Annotated in this window: 18 protein-coding genes and 1 pseudogene; 9 read left to right on the top strand and 10 right to left on the bottom strand. The window is 62.6% G+C overall.

Features of this window, described 5'->3' with window-relative positions; genetic code table 11:
- Positions 1 to 108: 108 nt before the first annotated feature.
- Genes NKJ67_RS07315 through NKJ67_RS07325 form a run of 3 tightly spaced genes read right to left on the bottom strand, consistent with a single transcriptional unit; the run spans position 109 to position 2606 of the window.
- A complete protein-coding gene (locus tag NKJ67_RS07315) occupies positions 109 to 525 on the bottom strand; it encodes a cupin domain-containing protein (protein ID WP_127268329.1) in 417 nt (138 codons plus the stop codon).
- A 7-nt stretch (positions 526 to 532) separates the two neighbouring features.
- Positions 533 to 1396 carry a phosphoenolpyruvate hydrolase family protein gene (locus NKJ67_RS07320; RefSeq protein WP_127268330.1) on the bottom strand — a complete coding sequence of 288 codons (864 nt, stop codon included), beginning with the start codon at positions 1394 to 1396 and terminating at the stop codon, positions 533 to 535.
- A 13-nt stretch (positions 1397 to 1409) separates the two neighbouring features.
- A complete protein-coding gene (locus NKJ67_RS07325; protein WP_352580932.1) occupies positions 1410 to 2606 on the bottom strand; it encodes a Tm-1-like ATP-binding domain-containing protein in 1197 nt (398 codons plus the stop codon).
- 111 nt (positions 2607 to 2717) lie between these two features.
- On the opposite strand from NKJ67_RS07325, the gene NKJ67_RS07330 reads away from it, so the two are divergent.
- The 7 genes from NKJ67_RS07330 to NKJ67_RS07360 all read left to right on the top strand — a co-directional run bounded on the left by NKJ67_RS07330 (position 2718) and on the right by NKJ67_RS07360 (position 9537).
- Entirely contained in the window at positions 2718 to 3413 is a 696-nt protein-coding gene (locus NKJ67_RS07330) for a TetR/AcrR family transcriptional regulator (RefSeq protein ID WP_352580933.1), read from the top strand.
- Positions 3414 to 3773: 360 nt separating this feature from the next.
- Positions 3774 to 5090 carry an ABC transporter substrate-binding protein gene (locus NKJ67_RS07335; RefSeq protein WP_023812445.1) on the top strand — a complete coding sequence of 439 codons (1317 nt, stop codon included), beginning with the start codon at positions 3774 to 3776 and terminating at the stop codon, positions 5088 to 5090.
- Between the two features lie 70 nt (positions 5091 to 5160).
- On the top strand, positions 5161 to 6066 hold the full coding sequence (locus tag NKJ67_RS07340; RefSeq protein ID WP_023812446.1) for a carbohydrate ABC transporter permease: 906 nt from the start codon (positions 5161 to 5163) through the stop codon (positions 6064 to 6066).
- A gap of 1 nt (position 6067) precedes the next feature.
- Positions 6068 to 7027 (top strand): carbohydrate ABC transporter permease, encoded by a 960-nt coding sequence (locus tag NKJ67_RS07345; protein ID WP_127268334.1) that lies wholly within the window; start codon positions 6068 to 6070, stop codon positions 7025 to 7027.
- Positions 7024 to 7245: a hypothetical protein gene (locus tag NKJ67_RS07350; protein ID WP_127268335.1), complete on the top strand. Its 222-nt coding sequence runs from the start codon at positions 7024 to 7026 to the stop codon at positions 7243 to 7245. Before NKJ67_RS07345 ends, NKJ67_RS07350 begins: the two co-directional genes overlap by 4 nt.
- Positions 7242 to 8345: an ABC transporter ATP-binding protein gene (locus NKJ67_RS07355; protein WP_128289236.1), complete on the top strand. Its 1104-nt coding sequence runs from the start codon at positions 7242 to 7244 to the stop codon at positions 8343 to 8345. Before NKJ67_RS07350 ends, NKJ67_RS07355 begins: the two co-directional genes overlap by 4 nt.
- 106 nt (positions 8346 to 8451) lie before the next feature.
- On the top strand, positions 8452 to 9537 hold the full coding sequence (locus tag NKJ67_RS07360) for an ABC transporter ATP-binding protein (protein ID WP_292661558.1): 1086 nt from the start codon (positions 8452 to 8454) through the stop codon (positions 9535 to 9537).
- Positions 9538 to 9653: 116 nt separating this feature from the next.
- On the opposite strand, the gene NKJ67_RS07365 is transcribed toward NKJ67_RS07360, so the two are convergent.
- From NKJ67_RS07365 to NKJ67_RS07380, 4 genes and pseudogenes are all read right to left on the bottom strand, one after another.
- Positions 9654 to 10085 carry a DUF4437 domain-containing protein gene (locus NKJ67_RS07365; protein ID WP_352580934.1) on the bottom strand — a complete coding sequence of 144 codons (432 nt, stop codon included), beginning with the start codon at positions 10083 to 10085 and terminating at the stop codon, positions 9654 to 9656.
- 170 nt (positions 10086 to 10255) lie between these two features.
- Complete coding sequence (locus NKJ67_RS07370; RefSeq protein WP_164873788.1) at positions 10256 to 11227, bottom strand: AraC family transcriptional regulator; 972 nt, start codon at positions 11225 to 11227, stop codon at positions 10256 to 10258.
- Positions 11228 to 11629: 402 nt separating this feature from the next.
- Positions 11630 to 11749: pseudogene (locus NKJ67_RS07375) on the bottom strand (AraC family transcriptional regulator); the annotation flags it as partial.
- A gap of 4 nt (positions 11750 to 11753) precedes the next feature.
- Positions 11754 to 12332 (bottom strand): TetR/AcrR family transcriptional regulator, encoded by a 579-nt coding sequence (locus tag NKJ67_RS07380; RefSeq protein ID WP_352580935.1) that lies wholly within the window; start codon positions 12330 to 12332, stop codon positions 11754 to 11756.
- A gap of 99 nt (positions 12333 to 12431) precedes the next feature.
- Here NKJ67_RS07380 and NKJ67_RS07385 point away from each other — a divergent pair, with 99 nt between their 5' ends.
- Entirely contained in the window at positions 12432 to 13340 is a 909-nt protein-coding gene (locus tag NKJ67_RS07385; protein ID WP_352580936.1) for an SDR family oxidoreductase, read from the top strand.
- Between the two features lie 60 nt (positions 13341 to 13400).
- On the opposite strand, the gene NKJ67_RS07390 is transcribed toward NKJ67_RS07385, so the two are convergent.
- On the bottom strand, positions 13401 to 13748 hold the full coding sequence (locus NKJ67_RS07390; RefSeq protein WP_352580937.1) for a GFA family protein: 348 nt from the start codon (positions 13746 to 13748) through the stop codon (positions 13401 to 13403).
- 120 nt (positions 13749 to 13868) lie between these two features.
- Between NKJ67_RS07390 and NKJ67_RS07395 the strand changes: the two genes are divergently transcribed.
- On the top strand, positions 13869 to 15164 hold the full coding sequence (locus NKJ67_RS07395) for an amidase (protein ID WP_352580938.1): 1296 nt from the start codon (positions 13869 to 13871) through the stop codon (positions 15162 to 15164).
- Between the two features lie 18 nt (positions 15165 to 15182).
- Here the strand turns inward: NKJ67_RS07395 and NKJ67_RS07400 are convergent, their stop codons facing one another.
- Positions 15183 to 15569 carry a hypothetical protein gene (locus NKJ67_RS07400; RefSeq protein WP_128289241.1) on the bottom strand — a complete coding sequence of 129 codons (387 nt, stop codon included), beginning with the start codon at positions 15567 to 15569 and terminating at the stop codon, positions 15183 to 15185.
- 42 nt (positions 15570 to 15611) lie between these two features.
- The gene (locus NKJ67_RS07405) at positions 15612 to 16592 is read right to left on the bottom strand and encodes a hydroxyacid dehydrogenase (protein WP_292456033.1); all 981 of its coding nucleotides are present in this window, start codon (positions 16590 to 16592) and stop codon (positions 15612 to 15614) included.
- Position 16593 lies beyond the last annotated feature (1 nt).

Genomic DNA, 16593 nt, shown 5'->3' on the forward strand with positions numbered 1-16593 from the left:
CGCCAAGCCTCGGGCCGGATGGCCATCCGGCCCGAGGCTCAATCGCTTCCATCGCACATAATCATCTCGTGCAGATACAAGGGGCAGCGCTACCCTAGAACAAGTTCATCACTGCCCCGGCGCGATCAGCCTGAAATCCGGCAGCTCGCGCAAAACCAGTTCAGGCCCGGCCGGCGAATAGACGACGAAAAGCTGCATCGGCCCGTCGCCGGTGTTCAGCGTCGAATGAAAGCGGCTTTCCGGGACATAGATGGTACAGCCGGGGCCGACTTTTGCGACCACCGGATTGCCCTTTTCGTCCTCGACCATCTGCTCGCCATGACCGGAGATGACGAAGATGATTTCTTCCGCGCCCGGATGGTTGTGGCGCGTGTGGCCCTTGCCGGAGGGCAGGTCGACCACGCCGCCGGAAAAGCGGGTCGCGCCATTCACCTCCGGCGCCACCGTCAGTGCCAGTTTTCCCCAGTCGAAACCGAAGGCGCTGACGTCCTTCGGGTAGACAAATACCTTGCTCGTGTCGGTCATCGTCTCATCATCCCTTCTTTTTCTTCGTGGTCTTGTCACCACCAAGTGTCACCGCCTTGAAATCGGCCGTCTGTTTGGCGATCGCGGCTTCCGCCGGCAGCCGTTCCATCGAGCTGGCGCCATAGAAGCCGTGCAGGCCCTTGGCATGGGAGAGGATGTAGCGGGCGTCGTCGGGCATCGAGATCGGCCCGCCATGGCAAAGCAGGATGACGTCCTTGCGCACCGAGCGCGCGGCGTCGGCGATGGCATCGATCTCGACGATGCAGTCGTCGAGCGACTTGGCCGAGGTGGCGCCGATCGAGCCGCCTGTCGTCACACCCATATGGGCGACGACGATGTCGGCGCCGGCTTTTGTCATGGCGCGGGCCTCGTCGGGGTTGAAGACATAGGGCGTGGTCAAGAGATCGAGCTTGTGCGCCTCGGCGATCATGTCGACCTCGAGCCCGAAGCCCATGCCGGTTTCCTCGAAGCTTTGCCGCATGCTGCCGTCGAACAGGCCGATGGTGGGAAAGTTCTGCACGCCGGAAAAGCCCATGGTCTTCAGCTCTGCCAGCAGCAGCGGCATGATGACGAACGGGTCGGTGCCGTTGACGCCGGCCAGCACAGGCGTGTGTCTGACCACCGGCAGCACCTCGTAGGCCATTTCCTTGACGATCTCGTTGGCATTGCCATAGGCGAGCAGGCCGGCGGCCGAGCCGCGCCCGGCCATGCGGTAGCGGCCGGAATTGTAGATGATGATGAGGTCGATGCCGCCAGCCTCCTCGGCTTTCGCCGACAGGCCGGTGCCGGCGCCGCCGCCGACGATCGGCACGCTCTTGGCGATCATTCCCCTGAATTTCTTCAGTATATCCTTGCGCGGTATGGCGGGCATCTTTCTGGATCTCTCACTGTCTGGCGATGTCGAGGAAGGCTGATGTTGCAGCCTTTGCGAATTCCGGGTCGTTGATATGCAGCGGCAGGCGCGTCACGCGGCGCTTGCTGTTGGGTTCGATGGTGCGCTCGATGGCATCGAACAGAACGGCGTCGGCTTCCGGGTTGAAGAAGGCGCCGCCTTCGATGTCGAGCGCCGAGACGCCTTTTTCCGGGATGAGAAAATGCACCGGCCCTCCGCAGCGGGCGAGTCTGGTGCCGATCCACTCGCCGATCGCGCGGCATTCGTCCGCCGTGGTGCGCATCAGCGTGACATTGGGATTGTGTTCGTAGAACAGCCGATCGCGATAGGGCTCCGGAATGGTCGAAGGCGCCCAGAAGTTCACCATGTCGAGCGCGCCGACGGAGCCGACATAGGGCAGCCCCGTGCGAACTATGGCGCCGAAACGATCCTCCGTCGCCGGCAGCACGCCGCCGAACAGCAGATCGCAGACTTCGGTCGTGGTGATGTCGACGATACCGGACAGCAAGCCGCTGTCGGCCAGCTTTTCCATGCTGCGGCCGCCGGTGCCGGTGGCGTGGAAGACCATGCAGTCATATCTGGAACGGAGCTGGTCGGCGATGGCGGTCACGCAAGGCGTTGTGACGCCGAACATGGTGAGGCCGATCGATGGTTTGCCGTCGGGTGGCGGCGCCGGCTTGGTTGCCATGCCTACGATCGCCTGGGCGGCATTGTGCAGCACGACACGGGAGATCCGGTTCAGTCCGGCCATGTCGGTCACCGCAGGCATCATGATGATGTCGGAGACATCGACATAGGGTGCGGTATCGCCGGAGGCGAGCGTCGAGACCATGATCTTGGGCAGGCCGAGCGGCAGGGCGCGCATGCCCGACGTGATGATCGAGGTGCCGCCGCCGCCGCCAATGCCGATGATGCCGGAAATGTCGGCGCGCGACTGGACGAAGCGGGCGAAGGCGATGCCCATCGCGGCGACCGCGGCGCCACGGTCATTGCCGCCGAGCACGGCGTCACGGCCGCCGGGATGATGGTCGGCGATTTCCCTCGCGCCGATATCGACGGGGATGGTTGCGTCGCGCGTTCCGACATCGACACGACAAACGATGGCGCCCGCAGCAGTGATCGCATCGGCCAGGAAGGCGAGCTCCTCGCCCTTGGTGTCCGCGGTACCCGCCACATAGATACGCTTCATTGCGCTCCCCCGATCCTGGCAGGCGCAATGCCGCCCCCATTGCTCATTGCTCGGGCCACTCGACGATGCGGACACCATTGCAAATTTTTGAGACACGCGTATCGTATTGGTATGAATGTCTCACGTCAACAATCCACTGCGAGCGACGACGCTGAACGGGCAGCCGGCCCGGTGCCCGAACGTGGGCCGCGCGCGCGGACCAAACGGCTGATGCTGGAGACGGCAACAAGGCTGATGCAGGCGGGCGTCACGCCCTCGGTCAGCGAGGTCGCCGAGGCGGCCGAGGTTTCCCGTGCCACCGCCTATCGTTACTTCCCGAGCCAGTCGGCACTGGTGCAGGCCGCCGTCAACGAGGGGCTGGGGCCAATCCTCACCTGGCAATCGACCTCCGCCGATGCCGAGCGCCGGGTCGCGGAGCTGTTCGATACGGCCATGCCGCGCATCGAGGCCTTCGAGGCCACGTTCAAGGCAGCACTGAAGCTGTCGCTCGATCAATGGGCGCGGCGTCAGGCCGGCACGCTGGGCGGCGAGCCCGCCTTTACGCGCGGCCATCGCATCGACTTGCTGAAAGATGCGATCGCGCCGCTCGAGGGCCGTTTGCCGCCGCGCGACTTGAAGCGGCTGGCGCAGGCGCTGTCGCTGATCTTCGGCGTCGAGGTGCTGATTGTGCTCAAGGATATCTGGGGACTGGACAGCCGCCGGACGAGGGCGGTCGCACAGTGGGCAGCCGGGGCGCTGGTGCGTGCGGCAGTCGCGGAATCGGTCGATGAAGGAGGCAGCCCCGATCCGAAGGCAGTCATGAAATAGAGCCTATCTGGTTCGACCAGATTGGCATGCACGCTACTGATCTTAGCCGTTGAGTGGGGTGTCGGACAATACCCAATCATATCACTGAGTAGGAAAATCTTGGTAAAACAGGCAGATAAAGCCGGAATCCGATGGCAATGACCACGTCAAGCTGTCAAGAAAGGGCTTGACGTGCATGCAAAATTGGTAATACCAGATTGGATCAGAAAAGCGGATCGAAAGTGAGGGCTGCGATCCATTTTCCGGCAGGGGCGAGGAGGCTCGAAACCGGGAAGGTGCGATCACGGGAGGAACTACCAGGGCCGGCCCCGTTGCCGGCTCGCACGATAAGGTAGAACGCGCACAAGGGAGGAAATCATTATGCGCAAGTTAGTGACCAGCGCACTTGCTGGTATCGGCTTAACGCTTGCCTGCGGAACGTCCGTTTACGCGCAAGACAAAGAACTCACCATATTCTGGGCGGAATGGGATCCGGCGAACTATTTGCAGGAACTCGTCAATCTCTACGAGGCCGAGACCGGCGTGAAGGTCACGGTCGAAACCACACCTTGGTCCGACTTCCAGACCAAGGCATTCACCGAGTTCAACGCCAAGGGCAGCGCCTACGACATGGTGGTCGGCGACTCGCAGTGGATCGGTGCCGCATCCGAGGCGGGCCACTATGTCGACCTTACCGACTTCTTCAACAAGCATAATTTGAAGGAGGTGATGGCGCCGGCGACTGTCAAGTACTACGCCGAATATCCGTCGGCCTCCGGCAAGTACTGGTCGATCCCGGCCGAGGGTGACGCAGTCGGCTGGTCCTACCGTAAGGACTGGTTCGAGGACCCCAAGGAAATGGAAGCCTTCAAGGCCAAGTATGGCTACGATCTCGGCGTGCCGAAGGATTTCAAGGCGCTGCGCGACATTGCCGAATTCTTCCACCGTCCCGACCAGAAGCGCTACGGCGTCGCCATCTACACCGACAATTCATATGATGCCCTGGTGATGGGCGTCGAGAACGCCATCTTCTCCTACGGCGGCGAACTTGGCGACTATGCCACTTACAAGGTCGACGGGATCATCAACTCCGATCAGAACGTCAAGGCGCTCGAGGTCTACAAGGAACTCTATTCCTTCACACCTCCTGGTTGGGCCAAGAGCTTCTTCATCGAGGACAACCAGGCGATCACCGAGAATCTGGCTGCGATGAGCATGAACTACTTCGCCTTCTTCCCGGCGCTCATCAACGAAGCCTCGAACCCGAATGCCAAGAACACAGGCTTCTTCGCCAACCCGGCCGGCCCGAACGGCGACCAGTTCGCCGCGCTCGGCGGCCAGGGCATCTCCGTCATCTCCTATTCCAACAACAAGGAAGAGGCGATGAAGTTCCTGGAATGGTTCATCAAAGACGAGACGCAGAAGAAGTGGGCGGAACTCGGCGGTTACACGGCAAGTGCCAAGGTGCTCGAGTCGCCTGAATTCCAGAACGCCACGCCTTACAACAAGGCTTTCTACGAAACCATGTTCAAGGTGAAGGACTTCTGGGCGACGCCGGAATATGCCGAGCTGCTCATCGCGATGAACCAACGCGTCTATCCGTACATCACCGGCAATCAGGGCACGGCCAAGGAAGTGCTCGATTCGCTCGCCGCGGACTGGAACGCGACGTTCAAGAAGTACAACCGCGTGAAGTAAGCGGTACTAACGCTCGGAAGGGGTGGGAGCCCACCCCTTCCGTTTTCTTTTCTCAAGGAAGGAACTGGCTTTGGCCACTGCAGTCATGACCACGCTGGATCCCAACTCGCGCTCCGCCACCCGCGGCATGAGCGACCTCACGATCCGAAATCTCTTCATCATTCCGACGATCGTTTTCCTGATCGTCTTCAACATCTTTCCACTGCTCTATTCGCTCGGCTATTCGTTCACCGACTTTCGCGCGTCGAGCCCGGCGGCGGCCAATTTCGTCGGACTGCAGAATTACCGCGAACTGCTCAACGACCCGTTCATCTGGTCGAATTTCGCCATCACCGCCAAATATGTCATCGTCTCCGTGGTCGGTCAGGTCATCGTCGGCTTTGGCGTGGCGTTGCTGCTCAACCGCGATATCCCGCTGAAGGGCCTGCTGACGACACTGCTGCTGTTGCCGATGATGCTGTCGATGGCCGTCGTCGGTCTGTTCTGGAAACTGCTCTATGATCCGTCATGGGGTGTCATCAACTATGCACTCGGCCTCGGCAATTTCGAGTGGCTGTCCAACCCTGACATGGCGCTCTACGCGGTTGCCATCACCGACATCTGGATGTGGTCGCCCTTCGTCATGCTGCTGTCGCTTGCCGGCCTGTCGGCAGTGCCGAAGCACCTCTACGAGGCGGCGGCGATTGACCGCGCCGGCTCGTTCTATACCTTCTTTCGCATTACGCTGCCGCTGGTCGCGCCGATTCTGATGATCGCGATCATCTTCCGCACCATGGAGGCGTTCAAGACCTTCGATCTCGCCTACATCCTGACCAGCCAGCCAACCACCGAGGTGATCTCGATCCGGCTCTACAAGATGGCGTTCCAGGAATGGCAGACCGGGCGCTCCTGCGCGCTTGCCTACATCGTGCTGATCATGGTGCTGGCTATCACCAACATCTACGTCAAATACCTCAACAAGGTGAAGGAGCGCTGAGATGGCCGCCGTCCGCACTTCTTCCGAAATCGGCTTCAATCGCGTCGCCATCGTCGTTGTCCTTTTGGTGACGATCATCTTCCTCGCGCCGATCTACTGGATTGCCTCAACGGCGTTCAAGCCGCGCAATCTTGCCACGACCATCCCGCCGACGGTGGTGTTCCAGCCGGAGATATCGCCCTTCGTCAAACTGTTCACCAAGCGCTCGCAACTGCGCAGCGCGCCGACGCCGGAAGAGTATGCGGCAGCGCCCTGGTGGGAGCGCGTCGTCTTCGACGGCGGTGAAAAGATCGTGCGCGACGGCAAGGGCCAGGTGCAATGGTCCGGCTATCCGAGCCGCTTCATGAACTCGCTGATCATCGCCATCACCTCCACGGTGCTGGCGGTCGGCATGGGCACCTTCACCGCCTATGGCTTTTCGCGCTTCAAGGTGAAGGGGGAGGCTGACCTGCTCTTCTTCATCCTGTCGACACGCATGCTCCCGCCGGTGGTGGTGGCGATCCCGATGTTCCTGATGTACCGGGCGGTCGGCCTCAACGACACGCATGTGGGCCTGATCATCCTCTACACCGCCTTCAACCTGTCCTTCTCGGTGTGGCTGATGAAGGGTTTTATGGATGAGATACCGAAAGAGTATGAAGAGGCGGCCCTGGTCGACGGTTACACGCGCATGGAGGCCTTCTTCAAGATCGTGCTGCCCGAGGCGGCCACCGGCATCGCCGCCACCGCGGTGTTCTGCTTCATCACCGCGTGGAACGAATATGCCTTCGCACTGATCATGACCAACCGCCGCGCCCAGACCGCACCGCCCTTCATCCCGAGCCAGGTCGGCTCGGGCCTGCCGGACTGGACGGTGATCGCCGCCGGAACCTTTCTGTTCCTGCTGCCGGTCGCGATCTTCACGTTCCTGCTCCGCAACCATCTGCTGCGCGGCATGTCCTTCGGAGCGATTCGCAAATGAGCTTTCGTGCCATCAACCAGAAATATCTGGAGCCCGGTTCGCAGGTGCTGATGGTGCTCGGCATCATAGCACTCTGCCAGCCCTGGAACCTGTTGTTGCACACATATGGCCTGACCATCATCCTGATCGGGCTGGTCGGCTTCAACGTCACCTCCAAGATCGCACCTGAGGAAAAGGCCGGCACCGGCCAGGTGCGCAATCCGGGAGCACAGCATTGACCCAGATCGAGCTTCGCGGCGTCCAGAAATTCTTCGGCGCCGTCCAGGTCATCAAGGACCTGAACCTCAAGATCGCCGACAACGAGTTCATCGTTCTGCTCGGCCAGTCGGGCTGCGGCAAGACGACGACGCTGCGGGCCATCGCCGGGCTGGAAACGATCGACGAGGGCGACATCCTCATCGACGGCAAACCGATCCAGCATCTAAAGGCCGCCGACCGCGACATTGCCATGGTCTTCCAGTCGTTCTCGCTCTATCCGCATATGAGCGTCTACGAGAACATCGCCTTCCCCTTGCGCGCCACGCGCAAGAGCAAGACGGAGATCGACAGCGAGGTTCGCTCCGTCGCCAAGACGCTGCAGATCACCGATCTGCTGGACAAGAAGCCATCGGCGCTCTCGGGTGGCGACATGCAGCGCGTCGCCATTGGCCGGGCGCTGGTGCGGCGGCCGAAGGCCATGCTGATGGACGAGCCGATCGGCGCGCTCGACGCCAAGCTGCGCGAGGAGATGCGGGCCGAGATCAAGCGGCTGCACATCAAGCAAGGGTCGACGACCATCTATGTGACGCACGACCAGGTCGAGGCGATGAGCCTCGCCGACCGCATCGTCATCATGCATGAAGGCGTGCTGCAGCAGGTCGGCTCGCCCGACGAGGTCTATTCGCACCCGGCCAATCTGTTCGTGGCGCAATTCGTCGGCAGCCCGGTGATGAACGTCGCCGATGCGGCAGTCGCCGAGACGGCGTCCTCGGTCTCGGTGACGGTCGGCGGGGCTCCCGCCGGCTTCGAGTTCCCGCGGGCGCTGCTGTCGAAGCTCAACGGCCATGCAGGCGGCCAGCTCGCGCTCGGCATCCGGCCGGAAGGCGTTCTCATCCGCCGCGAGGCGACGGAGGGGTTTTTGCCGGTCGAGACGCAGATCGTCGAGCCGCTTGGCTCCTTCGACATTGTCGATCTCAAGGTCGGCTCAAAGATGCTGCGCGCACGCACCAAGAGCGGCTTCGTCGCCGGTCCCGGCCAGAAGGTGTTCGCCAGGATCGATCCGGCCCAAGCGCATTTCTTCGACACGGCAAGCGGCAAGTCGCTGGGAGTGAGATTGTGATGGCCGAAGGACACGAAAGGCCAATGATTTGGCCTTTCGAACAATCGAACGCCCGGAGCTATAGCGGAGGGCAGACGCCCTCGAAAAAGAGATCGGGACGATAGACATGGCCCATATCCAGCTCAAGAACATCTCGAAGACTTTCGGCAACCACACTGCGCTCACCGGGCTCGATCTCGATATTGCCGATGGCGAGTTCTTCGTGCTGCTGGGCGAGACGGGCGCCGGCAAGACGACGACGCTGCGGCTTATCGCCGGCCTGGAAAAGCCGAGCGAAGGCCAGGTCTTCATCGACGGCGTCGACGTCGCCGACTGGGGTGCGGCCGAGCGTGACGTGGCGCTGGTGCTGCAGCAATACTCGCTCTATCCGCGCTACACGGTGCGCGAAAATCTCGAATTCCCGCTGAAGCCGAAAATTCGCCGGCTGCCCGACGCCGAGATCAAGGATCGCGTCGACCGTGCCGCCCGTACGCTGCGGATCGAGCATCTGCTCGACCGCAAGACGGATCGGCTGTCCGGCGGCGAGATGCAGCGCGTCTCGATCGGCCGCGCCATCGTGCGCAAGCCGCGTGTGTTCCTGATGGACGAGCCGCTGTCTGCGCTCGACGCCAAGCTGCGCGAGGCGCTGCGGACTGAACTGAAGAACCTGCAGATGCAGCTCGGCGCCACCTTCCTGTTCGTCACCCACGACCAGATCGAGGCGATGTCGATGGGCGACAAGGTCGGCGTGCTCAACCATGGCCGCATCGTTCAGACCGGCACGCCGCACGAGATCTACAACAATCCGCGCGATACCTATGTGGCGAGCTTCGTCGGCTCGCCGCCGATGAACCTCATCGACGGCAAGCTTGTGAACGGCCGCGCGGTGATGGCTCCGTTGAACTTCGAACTGCCTTTTTCGGGGGGAGCCAAAGCGGGCGCGGCGACCGACGGTCGCCCGCTCGTCTTCGGCATTCGTCCCGAGGACGTCTATCTCGAGAGCGGCGCGCCGGTCGAGGCGCATGTTCACGACGTCGAGAACCACGGCGTCGAAAAGATCCTGACGCTGCGCGTCGGCGACGCGACACTGCGTGCCACCGTACCGGCCAGGACCGACGTCGCCATCGAGCAGGCGGTGCGCTTTGCCTGGAACCCCGACAAGGTAGTGCTGTTCGACAAGGGCAGCGGCGTCAGCTTGCGACACGCCTCATAAAGCGCGTCGCGCTGAAACGGATTCATGCGACGCGCTTTAGGTCTTTGTTTTTGTGCATGTCGTTCTCCAAAAACCGAGGTCACTTTTGGGCGACATGCGTTAGGCCGCATCCCAGCCTATTTCTGGAAGTAGGTTTCGTAGGGCGTGTCGTTGATCAGCAGGATCACGCATTCTGTGTCGGAGACGCAGGCGTCGTCATGCATCTCATTGGCTTTCTGGGTCCAGTAGGATCCAGGAGGCAGTTCGACCTTGGTCGCCTCGCCGCCATCCATTTGCCAGTGCGCCCACAGCCCCTTTATGACCACCGCGCGATAATCTGCGGTGTGCGCATGGACCGGTGCACGCCAGTTGCCGGGAACCTTCAGCAACGTGCCTGCCGGACCCTTGGCCCGCTCGCCCCACAATGGGCCAAGACGATGCGGCTGGTCGGGTACTTCCGCCACATAGGGGATCTTGTCGGCCGGCAGGTAGCTGTCCTCGAGGGCAAAGGCGCGCCCGGGAACCGCAAGCATGACGGCGAGTGCGATGACCTTCGGATGATCTGGCATGGTTCTCCTCTTCGGACCGACTGGACGCCGGCCTCTGGCTGCCTGGTGCTGGCAAGCTATTGCATGCGGGTGGCCCGGCAATGGCATTGCGTCCGGAAGGCTTGGCAATTCATCCAGACCCGGCAATTCATCCAGACCCTGCGATCCATGGCCGCGGATCCGGGATCGCCTCAGCGGTTTTCGGAGGTGCCGTCGACGGTGCGCAGGTGGCTGGGCGCGATGCCTATGATGCGCTTGAACGCCCGGCTGAACGACGCTTCGGAATCGTAACCCAGTCTGGCGGCGACCACCGAAACCCGCATCCGATCGTCGATCAGCCATTGCCGCGCCTGGTGCATGCGTATCCGGGCGACATATCTCGCCGGTGTTTCGCCAACGACGGCCGTGAAGCGTTCGGCGAAGGCCGATCGCGAAGCGCCCATTTCGCGCGCCAGCGCTTCGACAGTCCAGTTCCTGTCGGGCTGCAGATGAATGGCGGCAAGTACGCGGCCGATGTCCCGATCCCTGATCGCCGCGATCCAGCCTCTGGTGTCGCCGCCGCTGTTTTCCACCCATGAACGGATGATGCTTGCAGCCAGTACGTCGGCCAGCCGCGCCAGCATGCCGCCGGAACCGGCGCGGTTCATGGTGATCTCGCCGGCCATGGCTTGCAGCAGATGCGGAATACCTGGCTCGCCAGCCATCAATTCCTTGGCGCGCATCATGTCCGGCATCATGCCCAGCAAGGGGTGCGATCCGTCCAGGTTGAAGTGCATGCTGCCGCAAAACAGCAAGATTTTCGGGCCGTGGCCGCCATTGGAGACATTGAAGACATTGTCCTGCAAAGGCTCGACAGTGTAGCTTTCGATCGGCACGGCAGGAATGCCAGGCGCGCTGGCAACGACATGCTCGGCGCCGCGCGGCAAGAGCAACGCATCGCCGGGTGTCAGCTCAATCCATTCTCCGGCTGGCGAAAACAGCCAGCATCCGCGGCGGCCAATGAAGTGAAACCGCGCAGCCTTCTGGGCTGGAAACAACACGGCCCACGGCTCTGAAAGTTCGCAGCGGCCATAGTCGACGCCATCAAGCCGCAATCCGCGCAAGATGTCGGTGAGCGGACCCTCCGAGGCCGGCAAGGCAGTCTTGGGCGAGGTGAAAACCATGCGGATTTTTCTAGAGCAGTTCATCGTTTAACGGAAACGTTGAACCGCTCTATCTCTTTGTTTTGACGCAATTCCGGACGGAAAAACCGCTTCACAGTTTTCCTGGAATTGCTTTAGCCTGGAACCACCAGTCCGTCACGGCCTCCATGCGTCGGCTCAGGGCAATGAACTCGGGTCAACGGGTTCCTTCGGAGCTTTCGCCAGCGTAGGGACGGAGCATCAAACGAAAAACCCGCCTGTGCGGCGGGTCACTGGCGCAAATCAGCACCATAGACAGAAATGTAGCATAACTGAGGTCACCGAGTCAAGAAAAAATTCCTATCGCGAAAAGCCGGCACAAAAGCTGCCGGGACCGCCGAACTGGCTGCTGCCTTTGGCAAGCTGAGTTCGAAACCCTGTGCGTCAGCTGGCCTGGCGGATATCGGCCTGTTCCTCGCCCCGGAGATGGCTGCGCGCCAAGCCGATGACGCGCTTGAAGGCGCGGCTGAAGGCGGCATCGGATTCATAGCCGAGACGCCGAGAACCATCACGGTTTTCGGGCCGCTGCCGTTGTGATGGCAGCGACGAAGCGGTTCAGGCTGTCCTCGACATAGGCGGCCACTTCGATCGCCGGGTCAAAGCTCCACCACAGCAACGAGCCTTGCCAATGCGAGGCCATCAGCAGGCCGATGTCGCGTGGCGGGTTGGGCGTCTTGGCAAAACAGGCTGCAAGTGTGTCGCACAGGAACGCCTTCCAGGCCGCACCCCGCGCCCTGAGCACGGGATCGCGCAGATCCTCGCGCAGGACAAGCAGGCCTTCGGCATAGGATTCGATGCCGCCATAGGATTGCGACAGCGCCACCAGCAACGCGACCGCACCGGTGGGGGTTCTGGGAACGGTGGCTGCCAGCTTTCTGGTGTTCTCGTCGAGACCGTCCCAGGCGTGCAGCAAAGTGCGCTGTTTCAGCTGCGCCTTGTTCTTGAAGCGCTGCACCAGCGTTGCACCGGAGAGACCGCAGGCCTTTGCCAGACGCTCGAAGGTGAGTGCTTCGGGACCATGCTGGTGGATTAGCCGGTGCGCGGTCTCCAGCACCTGCTCGTCGGACTGGGTTTTTGGCCGTGTCATCTTGACATCCCGATATAACCGAATGATCATTTATATATATGGCGCGAACAGCACAAGCCAGCCTTGTCTGATCGATGAGTCCGTTTTTGGGAGAGTTCAATGACGCTGCAAGGGAAAGTTGCTCTGGTCGCCGGCGGGACGCGCGGCGCCGGACGGGGCATAGCGATCGAACTCGGCGCAGCCGGCGCCACCGTCTATGTCACCGGGCGCAGCACGCGCGCCCAGCAATCCGAATATGCCCGGCCCGAAACCATCGAGGAAACAGCGGAACTGGTCTCGGCGAACGGAGGCAAGGGCATAGCCGTTCAGGTCGATCATCTGGTGGCCGACGATGTGCGCAAACTGGTCGAGCGCATCCGCACCGAACAAGGCCGGCTCAACATACTGGTGAACGACATCTGGGGTGGCGAGAAACTGTTCGAGTGGGACAAACCGGTCTGGGACCACAATCTGGACAACGGCCTGCGCATGCTGCGGCTCGGCATCGACACGCATCTGATCACCGCGCACTGTGCGCTGCCGCTGTTGATCGAACGTCCGGGCGGGCTGCTCGTCGAGGTCACAGACGGCACGGCCGAATACAATGCCGATCACTACCGGCTGTCGCCATTCTACGATCTCGCCAAGGTCGCGGTGACGCGCATGGCATGGGCGCATGCCCAGGATCTCGCAAAACACGACGCAACGTCCGTGTCGCTGACGCCTGGCTGGCTGCGTTCGGAGATGATGCTGGAAGCCTTTGGCGTGAGCGAGGGCAATTGGCGCGACGCCACCACTGAGGTGCCGCATTTCGTCATTTCCGAGACGCCACGTTTCGTCGGCCGCGCCGTTGCGGCTTTGGCGGCGGATCCGGGTCGCGCGCGCTGGAACGGGCAGTCGCTGTCCAGCGGCGGGCTGGCGCAGGTCTACGGCTTTACCGACCTCGACGGCTCACGGCCCGACGCCTGGCGTTATGTTCCCGAGGTTCAGGACGCCGGCAAGCCCGCCGATGCGACGGGCTATCGATAGGTAATTGGTTCCTGCGCAATTTCGGACGGAAAACCGCTGCGCACTTTTCCTGGAATTGCGTCAGGCGGACCGCCCGTCGAAATCGAAGACCGACAGCGTCGAAGGGTCGAGATCGGCCACGCAGTTAATGTTGATATAGGCGCTGCGTTCACGGCCCTCGCGGACATCCTCCGCAAAGGGATGGATGCCGCAAGCCCGGCAGAACCGGTGCGCGATGGCATGGTTGCCGAATGTGTAGGTGCCCAAATCGTCGCCCCAGGCCAGGACCCCCAAGGTCTCATGCGGGATGGCACACAGCAGGGCGCCCTTGCGCGTGCAGATCGAACAATTGCACCTGATGGCACCGGTCAGTTCGGCCTTGAATTCGAAGGCCACCTTGCCGCAGTGGCAGCTGCCTTTGTAGAGCATCGGGTTTTTCCTCGTATTCGACAGGGTGCAAAACTGCCTGCGCCGGGTTAAGTCTGGGCAAGCCATGCACTGGCCGCACCCCCTTAAGACGTTCAAGGCGTCCGGAGTCCGACACCGAAAATGCAATCCGTCCGTGATCATCTGGAAACCATTCTGGCGCGCCTCGCCGCCCGTGCCGGCGAAGAGCACGTGTTCACGAAGCTCTATGCCGAAGCCGCACGGGCCGCGGCTGATGCCAGCGATGCCCGCAAGCGGGCCGGCGTGACACTCGGACCGCTCGACGGCACCATCGTCTCGATCAAGGACCTGTTCGATGTCGCCGGCGAGCCGACCACGGCCGGTTCGCTGATGCGCAGGACCGCAGCACCTCCGCTGCGCGATGCCGTGATCGTCAGCCGGCTGCGGCAGGCCGGCGCGGTCATTATCGGCAAGACCAACATGACCGAATTCGCCTTCACCGCGATCGGCGACAACAGGCATTTCGGCACGCCTGGCAATGCCGTGGACGCCAGTCGCATTCCGGGCGGCTCTTCCTCGGGCGCAGGCGTTTCCGTCGGCGAGGGGACAAGCGAAATATCGATCGGTTCCGACACCGGCGGTTCGATCCGCATTCCGGCTTCACTCAACGGTGTCGTCGGCTTCAAGCCGACAGCGCGACGCGTGCCGCTCGCCGGCGCGTTCCCATTGTCCGCCACGCTGGACTCGATCGGGCCGCTTGCCCGAACCGTCGCCCAGTGTGCCGCCGCCGACGCCGCGATGGCCGGCGAGGTGCCGACCGCGCTGGCGCCGATTGCCCTTGCAGGGCTTCGCATAGGCATTCCGCGCGGCGTCCTTTTCGAAGAGACGGAAGGCGAGGTGGCGACCGCGTTCGACCGCTGCCTTGGCAAGATCGAGCAGACAGGCGCGCGGATCGCCGACCTGTCGATCGACGATCTGCTTGCCGATTTGCGCGCGGCGACCAAGCGTGGCTCGATCGCTGCGATGGAAGGGGCCGAAGTGCATGCCGACTGGCTGGCGACAGGAGCGTCGGTGCCGGTCGACCCGCATGTCAGCGGACCTTTGTCGCGGGCGGCAATGCTGCCGACGCCTGTCTACATCAGGGCAATGCGTCGCCGCGCAGCACTTGCTGCCGCCATGGACGAGCGGCTGGCATCGGTCGATGTGCTGGCTCTGCCGACCACGCCGGTGACGGCGCCGACCATCGTCTCGATGGCTGACGACGCCGAGCTGCGCGACCGCACCGAGGGCCTGCTGCTGCGCAACACGCAGGTTGCCAACCAGTTCGATCTCTGCGCGATCTCGATACCGATGCCGGGTACTCCGCTGCCCGCCGGATTGATGCTGGTGGCGCGCAACGGGCATGACCGGCGCCTGCTGCGGATTGCCGCTGAAATAGAGCAGCTGCTTGGCGCGTGACCAGGGCTGAACCGCCTATCAGTGCGACGAACAGTGCTTGCGTTCGCTGTCCTTGGCGGTCCGCACGATACGGGTCGCGACCAGCCAGGGCAGATTGTACTTCTCGCCGGTGATGGTCTGGGTGCGGTGCTCGATCGAGCCCCTGACGACGATCTTGCCGGCATAAAGCGCGTCGGAAAGATCGGTTATCGCCTTGTCGGCCTGCGGCAATCCGCTTGGGTCGATCGAGACGCCCTTGATGATCGCCCCGGTGGCAAGGTCGAGTGCGCTGTTCGACGGGCACGGCGCCTTGAAGCAGCGCAGCCCGTTGTCGCAATAGACATAACTGCTTTCGGCCGCGAATGACGGCATGGCGCAGAGCGAACAAACGACGACTACCAGGGATGCGAGGCGTGGATCGGACATGGCCCTCAGCGTCGCGAAGAATTGGGGCGAAACCGCGATGCGTTACAGGTTCGCCGGAAACCGCCGCCGATAGTGATCGACCACCTCCGGATTGCGCAGATTGACCGGCAGCTTGTTGGCCAGCACCAACAAGGCTTCACCCGCCGCGCCGACGCCCATGCGCATCATCGATTCCTCGGTGATCCCGGCCATGTGCGGCGTGATGATGACATTGTCGAAGCCGAAATAGGGATGGTTCGACGGCAGCGGCTGTGTCGCAAAAACATCGAGCGCGGCACCGCCGATACGGCGTTTCTGCAACGCCTCGATCAGCGCATCGTCATCGATGACCGGTCCGCGCGACACGTTGATCAGCAGCGCATGCGGCTTCATTCGGGCGATCCGCTCACGGTTGATCAGGCCGCGCGTTTCCGGCGTCAGCGGGCAGCACAGAACGATGATGTCGCTCTGCTCGACGAGAGCGTCGATCGACAGGAAACCGACCTTGTCAGGCGCCGGCTGCATGCTGCGCGTCGTTGCCACCACCTTCAGGTCGAAGCCGTGCGCGGCGATATGGCCAACCGCCTGGCCGACGGCGCCGAGGCCGACGATGCCGATCGTCTTGCCGGCAAGCTCGCTGCTGGAATTGGCGTGCTCGCGGCCGGCGAGCCAGCCTTTGGTGCGCAGGTCGCGGTCGACGACGCGGAAGTTGCGCAGCAAGGCGAGCGCCGCGAACATGACGTGCTCGGCAACCGAGCGGGCATTGACCGCCGGCACATTCGCCACCAGCACGCCGGCCGCCGCCGCTGCTTCCATCGGGATCATGTCGAGCCCGGCGCCATGACGGATTGCCGCCCGCAGCAGCTTTGCGCCGTCGAAAAGCTGTGGTGGCAGCGGCGCGCGCACGATGACGATATCAGCATCCTTCGCCTCGGCAGCCAGCGTGGCCGGATCGATGGCGGAGGCGACGACGAGTTCTCCGGCGCCGGCCAGCATGGCCGAGGCGCGCGGGTGCAGGGCGTGGGTCGTGAGGATACGGGCCATG

The organism is Mesorhizobium sp. M0088, from assembly GCF_040322895.1.
GTDB lineage: Bacteria > Pseudomonadota > Alphaproteobacteria > Rhizobiales > Rhizobiaceae > Mesorhizobium.